The sequence below is a fragment of the Microbulbifer maximicatervae (SeqCode) genome (assembly GCF_052467815.1).
Genome location: NZ_CP174326.1, coordinates 3,445,561 through 3,457,704 on the forward strand (window position 1 = coordinate 3,445,561; position 12,144 = coordinate 3,457,704).

Annotated in this window: 11 protein-coding genes; 6 read left to right on the top strand and 5 right to left on the bottom strand. The window is 47.2% G+C overall.

Annotated elements, in window-relative coordinates:
- Nucleotides 1–239 precede the first annotated feature (239 nt).
- From ACJJIW_RS15080 to ACJJIW_RS15090, 3 genes are all read left to right on the top strand, one after another.
- Complete coding sequence (locus ACJJIW_RS15080) at nt 240–1,046, top strand: right-handed parallel beta-helix repeat-containing protein (RefSeq protein ID WP_444935592.1); 807 nt, start codon at nt 240–242, stop codon at nt 1,044–1,046.
- 170 nt (nt 1,047–1,216) lie between these two features.
- A complete protein-coding gene (locus ACJJIW_RS15085) occupies nt 1,217–1,675 on the top strand; it encodes a cupin domain-containing protein (RefSeq protein WP_444894238.1) in 459 nt (152 codons plus the stop codon).
- 392 nt (nt 1,676–2,067) lie between these two features.
- Complete coding sequence (locus ACJJIW_RS15090; RefSeq protein ID WP_444935593.1) at nt 2,068–2,934, top strand: NosD domain-containing protein; 867 nt, start codon at nt 2,068–2,070, stop codon at nt 2,932–2,934.
- Nucleotides 2,935–3,113: 179 nt separating this feature from the next.
- Here the strand turns inward: ACJJIW_RS15090 and pgmB are convergent, their stop codons facing one another.
- The 3 genes from pgmB to ACJJIW_RS15105 form a co-directional block, all read right to left on the bottom strand.
- On the bottom strand, nt 3,114–3,812 hold the full coding sequence (pgmB, locus tag ACJJIW_RS15095) for a beta-phosphoglucomutase (protein ID WP_444894236.1): 699 nt from the start codon (nt 3,810–3,812) through the stop codon (nt 3,114–3,116).
- Nucleotides 3,812–6,229, bottom strand: coding sequence for a glycoside hydrolase family 65 protein (locus ACJJIW_RS15100; RefSeq protein ID WP_444894235.1), 2,418 nt, complete (start codon nt 6,227–6,229; stop codon nt 3,812–3,814). The genes pgmB and ACJJIW_RS15100 overlap by 1 nt, the downstream gene beginning before the upstream one ends.
- 63 nt (nt 6,230–6,292) lie before the next feature.
- Complete coding sequence (locus tag ACJJIW_RS15105; RefSeq protein WP_444894234.1) at nt 6,293–6,490, bottom strand: hypothetical protein; 198 nt, start codon at nt 6,488–6,490, stop codon at nt 6,293–6,295.
- Nucleotides 6,491–6,591: 101 nt separating this feature from the next.
- Between ACJJIW_RS15105 and ACJJIW_RS15110 the strand changes: the two genes are divergently transcribed.
- The 3 genes from ACJJIW_RS15110 to ACJJIW_RS15120 all read left to right on the top strand — a co-directional run bounded on the left by ACJJIW_RS15110 (nt 6,592) and on the right by ACJJIW_RS15120 (nt 10,515).
- Complete coding sequence (locus tag ACJJIW_RS15110) at nt 6,592–7,851, top strand: MFS transporter (RefSeq protein WP_282933293.1); 1,260 nt, start codon at nt 6,592–6,594, stop codon at nt 7,849–7,851.
- A gap of 71 nt (nt 7,852–7,922) precedes the next feature.
- A complete protein-coding gene (locus ACJJIW_RS15115) occupies nt 7,923–9,002 on the top strand; it encodes a LacI family DNA-binding transcriptional regulator (protein WP_444935594.1) in 1,080 nt (359 codons plus the stop codon).
- A gap of 115 nt (nt 9,003–9,117) precedes the next feature.
- On the top strand, nt 9,118–10,515 hold the full coding sequence (locus tag ACJJIW_RS15120) for an MFS transporter (protein ID WP_444935595.1): 1,398 nt from the start codon (nt 9,118–9,120) through the stop codon (nt 10,513–10,515).
- A 1-nt stretch (nt 10,516) separates the two neighbouring features.
- Here the strand turns inward: ACJJIW_RS15120 and ACJJIW_RS15125 are convergent, their stop codons facing one another.
- Nucleotides 10,517–11,116, bottom strand: a complete 600-nt coding sequence (locus ACJJIW_RS15125; RefSeq protein ID WP_444935596.1) for a hypothetical protein — start codon at nt 11,114–11,116, stop codon at nt 10,517–10,519.
- Nucleotides 11,117–11,368: 252 nt separating this feature from the next.
- Entirely contained in the window at nt 11,369–12,130 is a 762-nt protein-coding gene (locus tag ACJJIW_RS15130; RefSeq protein WP_282933289.1) for an amidohydrolase family protein, read from the bottom strand.
- Nucleotides 12,131–12,144: the final 14 nt, after the last annotated feature.

Genomic DNA, 12,144 nt, shown 5'->3' on the forward strand with positions numbered 1-12,144 from the left:
AATGAGTGCCGCCCCCTTAAACTTCCCATGTAAAGGCCCATTGGCTTCATATCCAACACTGCTTTCTTGCGTTTTGTCTAATTGGCGTAGATAGCCACTATTTACCATTCACAGATGTTTAGATTCCGTACTTAGTTGCCATTTCTTTAAGAGAAATTTCTTATAGCCCTTTTAACAAGCTGGATCACACTCTGTTCAGGAGAAGGTCATTATTAACTGATTTTATAGAGGGTAGTAAGATGGCTATATGGCAATTACAAGGTATGAAGTGTTCTTTATCTATATTTGCAGGTGCTTTTTGCTTGCTAATATCCGGGCTTGCATCGGCGGTTGATTGTGGTGATACCATTAACACCCGAGAAGTTTTGGATGATGATTTGGTATGTACAGATAATATCGCGATAACCATTGTTGGCCCAACTGGTGGCCTGGATATGAATGGTCATACCATTACTTGTGACAATAATTCTGCAATAGGCATAGATGTTGTCGGTCTTGTGGGGTATTTGGAGGGCGCAGGTACTATATCATTCTGCCAGACGGGGGTTAGATTGGCTGGTGATGGATTTCATAATGTAACCAATATTTCTGCTAACAATAATGACTTTGTAGGGTTGGCAGTATCGAGCGACTTCAATCTAATTACTAATTCAAGTGCTAATGGTAATGGTAATACTGGTATATTAGTTACGGGGCTAAGAAATACCTTGATCTCAAATATTATCGAAAGTAACTTACTAGATGGGATTCAGTTGGATGGTGATGCCCCAAATTTAACCCAAAATTATATATATGATAATAAACGATATGGAATTTATATTGCTGATTCCAGCTTCGGGAACTATAGCCAGAACACCTCTGAGATGAATGGTTCAGTGGGTATCTATATGGAAGCGGATAATCAGTTTTTTAATTATATTCTCAACAATACATCTGAGAGTAACACGGTTTTTGACTTGGAAGAACTAAATGCAAATGCATGTAGTAATACCAATGTTTGGCTTGGAAATACTTTTACTACTGCTAACCCCAGCTGCTTAAATTAGAGCTGCCTGCAAGGCTCATCCTAAAGTAATCTGGGTGAGCCTGTGTTCAATTCGTATCCGCTCAACCATTTTGCTTGTTGTTCTATAAGGATTAAATTTCACTGATGCATTATGTGGTAATGTAATATCAGACATATTTATAACTCTGATTACAAGGTGCTGATTAATCCATGAATCCTGATAACTTAATTGATCATCCTGAAGGCGGGAAATTTCTTCAGGTGTTTAAGTCAAATTCAAAAGTAACAAGGGAGGATGGGCAGAAGCGAAGTGCATTGACGCATATTTACTTCTCCCTACAGAAAGGTGAAGTGTCGAAATTTCACCGGGTCGAATCTGATGAAATTTGGAACTTATATCAGGGGGACGGCTTGTTTCTTTATATTTGGACTGAGGGGGATAGCTGTTTGCAAAAGATTGAAATTTCTGCAGAGAATAATACATTTTGCTGTGTTGTTCCTGCTGGCGCTTGGCAGGCTGCTGAGCCAATGTCAGGCCCCGTGCTTGTGGGCTGTTCGGTGGGGCCTGGGTTCGAGTTTTGTGACTTTAAATTGATTGATGTTGAAGATCCAATAACAGGTTATATCTGCAAGATAGATCCTTCCCTGGTAAGATTTATTGAACAATAGGATTTTATCGAGCTGCCACTAGATTATCTAATAGTGTCGATTGGCAATGTTATTTTAGCTTGGAGTTGTTTCCTGCTGATGTCTTGGACATGAAAACATCCTTCTTGTCCAAATACTGGTTTCAAAATATAACTGGCACTTATGATGAAAATTGTGCTGCTTCACTGAGCCAAGTATTGCCGTGATAGCAATGTATTTAATAGTTGTTGGTATTGCTGATTCCCTGGTAACTAAAGAATATCCGCCCCCGTTTTATCAGGCGAAGTAAGGCCCCTTAAGCTGATAACTTTTTCGTTGAGAATAATTTCTCATGGTTGATTCTCAAATTTAGACCAATATGGGTTAGGTCTACTTTATAGGTGGGCGTTTATAATTTCGCTTGAGGAGATTTTATGAAAGATAGATACATCAAACGGCCTTCAGGTTTGATTCGTATGTTGTTTGCAGGATGTGTATTGATTACATCCTACGGCGCAAAGGCTGATGTCTCCTGCGGTGATATCATTACTACAGCTGAAGTTCTCACGGAGGATTTGTCTTGTTCATCAGCGTTTGACCTTGCACTGACGGTCGTTGGACCTGGCGGTTATCTTGATTTAAATGGATTTACTATTGAGTGTGATTTTGATGTTGATGGGATATTTCTAGATGGCACTGGAGCTGTTGTCACTGGGGGAGCTTTATCAAATGGTAAGGTGCAAGGTTGTGGGTTCGGTGTAGAGGCAATCGGAAACGGGGCGCATACGGTGACAGGTATAGCCTTTGAGGGCAATGCCGTTTCAGTTGCTTTTGTGTCAGACAATAATACATTGTCTAACTCGGTAATCTCTGAAACTACGGAAATTGGAGTAGCTATAAACGGCAGTAATTCTACACTTATTGCAAATGAAGTCTCTACATCTACCAGTGCTAGTGGAGCTTGGGGGGTGATTCTTCAAGTGGGTGCGGACAGCTCTTATCTTTTGTCGAATATGGTATCTGGTTTTGATCAGTATGGAGTGATTGTTTGTAGTGATAGGAATGTTATCTCGCAAACTGTTGTAGAAGGCAATGGAGTGGAAATTACTAATACTGCAACTGGTGTTTATTTACCGGGAGATACTTTTGTTTGCGATGACGGTCAAGAAGGCAATACCATTGTTAGTAATGAAGCGACTAACAATAATAATGCGGACCTTGGCGATAATAACTTCCCATGTGTGAACTCTTGGGTTGGGAATACGGCTGATGCTGTTGAGGGCGCTTGCTTTGAAAATTAGAGGTTGAATGTCTCTAATAAGCATGGCTGCTACTTTTTACATCTCCAAAGCAATATGTAAGTTGTAGAGGAGTAGCAGCCTTTAGCTATTAATAATGGAATAGCAATTTGGTAGAAAGACTCTATCTGAGCTAAATGCTTGCTCTATAAATAGGCTTTCACTCTTGTGCTTATCTCACTTCATTCGTTAACAGCCAAGCCTTTATTTTGGCGCATACCCGATTCTGCTAGTACTGATAGAAAGAAATCATTTGGCACAAATTGTTCCAGACTGTCCAGCGTATAGTCTGCGTCCTTTAACGAATCTGGATTACCTATGCCTACAGCCGTCATGCCATTTGCGAACTTAATTGCACTGACTCCAGCGGGCGCATCTTCAAAAGCAATGCAAAACTCTGGATCAATTCCGAGGCCTTTGGCGGCGGCTAGGAATATATCTGGTGCAGGTTTAGGTGCAGATTTTTCTGGGTCTGCAATAACAGAAAAGCAACGGGATATTCCCAGGGCTTCCAATACCGCCGGTGCGTTTTTACTCGCTGAGGCGAGGCCGACCGGAATATGCTGAGAATTTAACCATGCGAGCAGTTCACCGGCGCCCGGTAACAGGTCTGCGGGGGATAGGCTGCGGATTAATTCCTGGTAGCGGCTGTTTTTCCTTGCAGCCAGTGCAATTTTTGCTTCTTCAGTGTAATTGCTGCTTTTTTCCCCGAGAATCACCTCAAGGGAAGCCATTCTTTCCAGGCCCTTTAAGCGCTCTTCAGTATCCGCTGTCCAGGAAAGGTTGAGACCTTCAGCCAGCTGTTGCCATGCGATCAGGTGGAGACGTGCGGTGTCTGCAATAACGCCGTCGAGATCAAAGATTGCTGCACGATAGATCATCAGGATACCTCCTCCATCGGTGCTATTTGAATGGTTTCTGTTTGCCCTGGTGTCTCCAGGAATAGAATTTTCTTGCCGTGATGAAGGCTGAGCGCTTCACCTTTCACCAAGGTGTACCTGGCGCTGTAAGAATCGACATCGATTGCGATCGTGCGGCCACGGAATTGCAACCGGAAACGATAGCCGTCCATTCCATTGGGCAGGTATGGATTGAAGTTGAGTTCATTGCCGTGCAGGCGCATTCCTGCAAATCCCTGGACCATACACATCCAGGTACCTCCCATGCAGGCAGTGTGTATGCCGTGCTGGGTATTGTTGTGGTGGTTATCCAGATCCATTCGCGCAACTTGCTGGAAGTAATTCAGCGCTTTATCCGGATACCCAACTTCACTGGCAATAATGCTGTGAATACAAGCGGACAAAGTGGAGTCGTGTGTGGTGAGCGGTTCGTAGAAGTCGAAATCCCGCCGCTTCTGCTCAATTGAAAATTCTGAACTCTCCAGTAACAGGCCAAGAACGACATCCGCCTGCTTACAAACTTGGTGTCGATAGATCACCAGGGGGTGATAGTGAAGTAACAGCGGGAATTGATCGGCAGGCGTTTCGGCAATATTCCAGCGGGGTTTGTTTAGAAAACTATCGTCTTGAGAATGTATACCCTGCTTTTCATTGTAGGGCAGATACATGCTTTCTGCGGCCTTGGCCCAGTTATCAATTTCCTGTTTGTCGAGTTGAATACGCTGGGTTAACTCATCGCATGCTGCAGGATCGAATGATTTTAACCACTGTAATACTTCAACAGCATATTCAAGATGGGCCTTGGCCATCAGGTTTGTGTAGAAATTATTGTCAACCAGGGCAGTGTACTCGTCTGGTCCGGTAACCTCATTAATGCAGAACTGGTTGTCGCGAAGTGCGTTGAAGTGGCCAATCTCCAACCACATACGCGCGCCCTCTATCACGACTTCTGCGCCCTTGTTGCGCAGAAAATCGACATCACCGGTAACCCGGCAGTAATGTCGCACGGCGTAGGCAATATCCGCATTGATATGGTATTGCGCAGTGCCTGCCGGGTAATAGGCTGAGCACTCCTCACCGCCGATGGTGCGCCAGGGAAACAGTGCTCCCTTTTGAATCGACATTTCCCTCGCCCTTTTTCGTGCGGCATCGAGGATTGAGTAGCGGTATTCCAGTAGACCGCGCGCTAATTCGGGTTGGGTGTAGAGGAAAAACGGTAGTACATAGATTTCTGTATCCCAGAAATAGTGACCGTCATAGCCGTCACCGGAAAGTCCTTTGGCTGCAATATTGGTATTGCCATCCCGACCTAGGGATTGGAACAAGTGGTACTGGTTGAAACGTATTCCCTGCTGCAGGGCATCATTTCCACTGACCTGAATATCGGACTCAAGCCAGAAGTTGTCCATTTGGGCACGCTGGGTTTCGATATGGTCCGCAAAACTTTTAGCCGCACAGCGCTCCAGGTAATGATGCAATTCGCCAGCTGATATCGGCTCAGCATTTTGCTGTGCAAAGTAAGCGACGTACTTGGTTAGGCGAATAGGGGTGTTGCGGCGGGCAGCAAAGCGATAGTCAACCGAGACGCAGTCTTCACTGCGGAGGTTATTGGACGTGTAATCGCTGTCACTCTCACAAAGGTGCAGGGCTGCGCATCGTATAGAGAAGCCACTGCTCTTAACGGATAGAGGCAGGGCTAAATAACCATCTTCAGCTGTATTTTCCAGCCATTCGATATCTCCCCGGTCAATAGGGGAGGCAAGGCGTGGGTCCTCACTGCGTTCTGCCTGGGCAAGGTCACCATCAAGGCAGGATTGCAGGTGTACCTCTCCGTCAAAATCGATGGGAGTGAGTTCCAGTTGCAGAGCTAATAGGTTTTTCTCACTGAGGGAAACCAGGCGCTGCACTTTGAGTTCAATGGTTTTTCCTTTTGGGGAGCACCAAGTGAGTTTTCTCTCGCTGAACCCCGCGGCCATGTCCAGCCGGCGCTCGTAATTGAGTAGCTCGCCTTGGGCGAGACTAAAACGTTCTCCATCCAAGCTGATATAAATGGTCTTGCCGTCGGGAACCGTCAACATCCTCTGGTTGTTGCGCGCGTAGCCATAAGCAGACTCACCATAGGTGATAGGTTCGCTGGCGTAGACTCCATTCAGGTAACAACCATCCGTAAAGGGTTCTGGATCGAAACCCTCCTCAAAGGTACCGCGCAAGCCGATATAGCCATTACCGAGGGAGAATAGGGTGGCATTGAGGCTGTAATCTTCGGGCTGGAAGGTGTCCTCCACCAAGTCCCAGGGGTGGATCTTGTGTTTGATTTGTTGTTTTTGCTTCATACCACTTTCACTGGATTGGAGATTGGGTTCTAGGGCCGGGTCTGCTGGGCCTCCGGCTACTGGCATTCAGTCTATCCGTAGTTGATGTCTTTTTGCAATCGATTGCAAGATTGAGATTGAGCCTGGCTGTTACTGGAAGATGGACCTGATTTTCATCTCCGAAAAGTCTGTAACCTGCTGAAAAATAGAGGTTATTTTCTTTTTCTGGGTCAATTGCCAGTTGTTTTGTGACTGATCGGCATAAGGCATTCCCAAATTTTCATTGATTTTTATGCAAACGATTGCAAATTTTTGCCAGACTGATACATACTGGGTCTCTTCAGGCATTGGGGCGGAGTCGCCTTTCTCCACAAAGTCTGGGTAAAAAATGTACAATAACAGGTTGGTACGGCTGACTGCCTAAACCACAGAGCCAGATAGAATCCACTATGAAGAATCAGCGCATACTCCTATCTCTATTCGCTATCTACTTTGTCTTTGCCATTTTGTTGAACAGCGTGGGTACTGTGATCCTGCAGGTAATCAATACCTATGGGGTGAGTAAGTCTGCTGCGAGTGTGCTGGAGGGGTTCAAGGATATCCCCATCGGTATTGTGTCTTTCCTGATTGCCTCCCAGCTTCCCCGACTGGGGTTTAAGCGGGCGATGCTGACGGGACTGGTAATCGTCACCCTGGCTTGTACAGCTATGCCCCTGTTACCCGGGTTTTGGACGGCGAAGTTATTGTTCTTGTCGGTGGGTGTTGCGTTCGCATTGGTAAAGGTTGCCGCATACTCCACCGTGGGATTACTAGCGCAGGGCCGCAGCGCACATGCGAGCCTTCTAAACACCCTGGAGGGGGTGTTTATGGTGGGGGTTCTCAGTGGTTACTGGCTGTTTAGCGCTTTTATTGATTCATCGAACCAAGGGTCGACTGCCTGGCTCAATGTCTATTGGGTGTTGGCGGTGGTCTGTGTGATTGCATTTGTATTGCTCTGGTGCACAGAGCTGGATGAATCCGGGGCGCGAATCGAAGAGGCTAGCCCGAAACAGGACTTTATCGCGATGATAAAGTTGATGGCCAAACCCCTGGTGTACATCTACGTGATCTCAGTATTTTTCTATGTATTGATTGAGCAGGGGATAGGAAGTTGGTTGCCGACCTTTAATAATGAAATTCTTAAGCTGCCGGCTGCAATGAGTGTTCAGGCTGCAAGTATCTTTGCCGCAGGGCTGGCGTTGGGGCGACTTGGTGCCGGTGTGATGATGCGCAAAGTACACTGGTACCCGATGCTGAATGTCTGCTTAGTTGCGATGGGATTACTGGTGGTCGTTAGCTTGCCCCTGGCGAGTAATATTGTGGCGAATCCCGATGTAAACTGGCTTAGTGCCCCAGTGGCGGCTTTTGTTTTACCACTGATTGGCTTGTTTATGGCACCTGTATACCCAGCTATCAATTCTGTGATGCTCAGTTCATTGCCCACCCACCAGCACTCTGCAATGACAGGTTTACTGGTGATTTTTTCTGCGCTGGGCGGTACAACGGGCTCACTGATTACCGGGTCGGTTTTCGAGGCTTTTGATGGCCAGGTGGCTTTCTACTTATCCCTGGTACCCATCACAGTAATTCTGATTACCCTGTTCTTTTTCCGTCGCGCCGTAGAGCGGGGGGATGAGACGCTTGAGGCCTCAGCCCCCCTGGCTGGGTAACAGGGTGGTTTTACAAACTTGGGCGACGGGCCTAAGATGGCATTTTTCCCGCGAACAAGGTGAAGTACGCCATGCCCAAGGGGTCCTCCTCTCCCGTTTCCATGTCCGATATTGCTCGGTTGGCGGGAGTTTCTGAATCTACTGTTTCGCGAGCGCTGAACGATAATCCATTGATTAACGAAAAGACTCGCGAACGTATTCAAAAAATCGCGAGCTCCATGAATTACAAAATCAATGAGAGCGCGCGAAACTTACGCCTGCAACGCAGCCATACAATTTCGGTTGTGATTAATACGGGGCGCAGTGGCGGCCAGACATTTTCTGATCCATTTATGATCGATATGATTGGTTCAATTGCTGATCGCCTCGCGGTGCATAAATACGATTTACTGTTTTCCAGCAGTATCACCAGCCGCTCGGATTGGCATTCTTATCTGATGAGTTCCAGGCGGGCTGATGGCGTTATTGTGATAGGCCAGGGGGTGGACGATACCCCACTTCGTGATCTGCAGCAGCAGGGGGACCCTCTTGTTGTCTGGGGAGGGACCTCAAGGCAGGGGGCCGAATATTGCATCGTCAGTAGTGACAATCAAATGGGCGGGCGTCAGGCCACAGAACATCTTCTGAATTTGGGGCGGCAGCGTATTCTCTTTCTGGGCGATACCGCACACCCTGAGGTTAATGGGCGCTATGAGGGGTATTGTGCGGCCCTCGATGGGGCCGGTCTGTCGGGTTCTATCAGGCAGTTGGCAGCAGGCTTTTCCAGCGAAAGTGGTTATCAATCCATTGTCGAGTTGGTTGAACGGGAAGGGCGTAGTTTCGATGGCATCTTTGCTGCCAGCGACAGTATTGCCATGGGGGCGATCAAAGCGTTGCAGGCCGGTGGCCACAAGGTACCTGAAGATGTTGGCATCGTTGGCTTTGATGATATTCCGATTGCTCCATTTTATACCCCTCCGTTGACCACCATACGCCAGAGTATCCACCGGGGGGGGGAACTGATGGTGGAGAAGATGATGCAACTTCTCTCCGGGCAATCGGCGGAGCCTGCTGTGCTGCCCACAGAGTTGGTAGTGCGAGGTTCTTGTGGCGCCAATCCGGATTACCAGCCTGTAGAGGAATTCTTTCAGGATGGGCAAGGCGAGGGCTAGGTAGCTCCCTCGCACCTCTGTTCTTGTTCGCCATGAGGAGTAAAGCTAGTGTCCCTGCCGTTCACTGAGATTGAGCCACAATTGTAAAACTGATCTCTGTGGCTGGACTCAAAGCATGGCAGGCGAAAAAACTAAACTGACCAGAACCCAGGTATTGGGGTTATTTGCCCTGAGTTTGGCAATATTTCTGATCGGGAATGATCTCACGGCATTTTCTGTGGCAATTCCTGCCATTGAAAAAGACTTCAACTCCGACATCACCACTACCCAGTGGATTATTAATGGCTATACCTTGGCTTTTGGCGTGCTGCTAATCTCAGGTGGGCGCCTGGCGGATATGCTTGGCCGGCGTAAGATTTTCTTTATTGGCATGGCCGCGTTTGCATTTTTTTCCCTTCTTGGTGGTATAGCCACCAATATCCCAATGCTGCTGGCAGCGAGGGGGCTAATGGGCATCGGCAGCGCCCTTATGTGGCCGGCAATCCTGGGGTTGATTTACGGAATGTTGCCGGAAGACCGCTCGGGATTTGCGGGAGGTTTGGTGATGGGTATGTGCGCCGCTGCAAATGCGATTGGCCCGGTATTGGGGGGCATTCTTACGGATTTACTAAGCTGGCGTTGGATATTCTTCATTAACTTACCGGTGGCTGCATTGGCATTTTTTGTCTGCTGGAAAGTTATCCCGGATGATACGCCGGAGAATGTCACAGAGCGTATCGACTACGGTGGTGTAATTACCCTTACTTCATCGCTGTTTTGTTTACTGTTGGCACTGGATTTAGTCGTGGATATCGGCTTTAAAAACCCGGTGATTATTGCCTTGGCCTTGGCCACCTTTCTCTTTATGGGGGCATTTATCCTGGTGGAGCGCCATGTGGGCAGGGATGCATTAATTCCCGTAGATGTTGCTACAAATCATGGTTTTTTTGCTGCAGGAATTGCCACTTTATTACTGTCTGTCGTGTTCTTTGCTGCATTGGTATACGTTCCTCAGTATTTGAGTAAGGTTCACAATCATTCGGCGATGTTTTCGGGGATGGGTCTGCTTCCTATGATGGTCTCATTTGGTTTGGTGTCTTTTATTGCCGGTGGGCTATACGAAACTGTAGGGGCAAAAACCATCGTCTCATCAGGTACTATTGCCATGTGCATCGGTATGTTTATGCTTTCTCACCTGCATAAAGAAACAACTTTTGTACAGATGATACCGGGGCTGGTGGTTCTCGGGGCGGGCATTGGTCTTTTTTACTCTGCCATCACCACCGCTGCGATTACGGTTGTTGCGCCAGAGCGAGCGAGCTTGGCAGGAGCAATTCTCTATATGTTCCAGATTGGTGGGGGGGCAATAGGCTTGGGTATGAATACAACAATTGTGGCAATGGCTCCCAATATTTCTACGGGGATCGATCGTGCTTTTACGGTAAATGCCTATCTAGCTATGGTGGGGTTGGTAGTGTGTCTGTTATTTGTTTCAGGGAAGCCTGAGGATAAGCCCCCCCTGTCGGAAAAGTAGTTTACTGCTCGCTTAAATCTTTATTGCCTATTTCTGCAAAATTCACATTCGTGATGATGCCATTTGTGTTGTAACTAAGAATTAGTACTTTTTGATAAGAAGCCGGTTGGAAAATAGCCTTATTGGTCTGGCTATACATATAAACTTTGGCTTTCTCGGACTTATTGCTGATCAAAGGGTACTGGTACTCACCGGAAGGTTTACCCAGTAGATCCAGCGCTTCGAGAATACTGGTTTGGCCTTCACTGATAAGTGGTACTTTTGACTCATCAAAGTCAGTAGAATCTTCGGCGAGAGAGCTGACAAAATCCTGTCCGACTAATTTATCATTGTAAAAGTAGAAGCCCTGATTGCGGGTACCGCTAATATTTTTGCTAACCGCCTTTTTACCAGTAGTGGGGTAGGCATAAGCGAGTGTTAAAACTTGTTGATTGTTTTTTACAAATACGCCTTTTTCATAGGGTTTGCCGAGCTTTTCTTTAATTGTCTGCTCAGTATCTACACCGAGTGTTACATCGTTTTCCCCCAGGGGCTTGGTGCCAATACCGGTACACCCGGATAGCATTAATAGGAAAAAAATAACCGTTACCAGTCCTTTCACTACAACCTCCTGCACTGTATTTCCCAGGTTTTTGGCGACCTCGAATTTTCGGCGCATCCTACAATCGGCATGTATTAATTACCAGTAATTTGTAAAGCAAATCGATGTCCCGAGATTACAGCGCTATGACAGGAATCGAGCGGGCGCGGAGAAGTGCACTGATTAAGTCACATTGTACGCTTCTAAAAAATTACAGCGTAATGAGTGACATCTGTATTAGAACTCAGTTCCTGAAATTGCCTCATTACGCTATTACTTTTTTAAGTAAAACTGAAAAGCGTTTTTCACCAGGACTTTTTCTGCTAGTGACTCATCGAGACTGTCGTGAATTAACAAAATGTCTTCAGGCTTGAAAGGGCGGGGTGCTCGAGTGGAGGGAAGATCAGAGCCGAACATCAGACAGCTGGGGTTGGCTTGGCAGAGTTCGAGTACTGCCACTGCTGGATCGAAGTCCAGGCGGCCGAAGCCGCTCGCTTTTACCTTAACCCCTTTTTCTGCCAACTTGAGTATGGTGGGAAAGCCACGCTTACTGAGCCCCATATGATCTATAGAGAGTGCCGGCAGCGCGATTAGCTTGTTATAGAGACGGTCCAGCGCAGATGACTCAATGTAAAGCTCGACGTGCCAACCGGCCAGTTCAAATACACGTCGAGCCAAGCTGTCGAGGCAATCCACTTGCTCCGAGCTGCCCCGTACCAGATTAAAGCGCAAAGCTCTAACCCCGTGCTTGTGAAGTGACAAAATGACGGTGTCGGGAGTATTTGCGGATAGCTGGGTTACCCCAACATAGTTTTCGCCCAGCTTCGCCAGGGCATCAATAAGGTAGGCTTGGTCTTGCCTCTGGAATGAGCCGGAAACCACTGCGCCACCCACAAGCTGGTAATTTTGTAACTCGCGCCGGTAGTCGTCCAAGGTAAATGCTGGCGGCAAGTAACCGTGATTTGGGAACAAGGGGAATTGGGGGTTAATGATGTGGAAGTGGCTATCAAAAATTTGCAGCTTCTGCGCTCTCATGGTCTGGCCCGCCA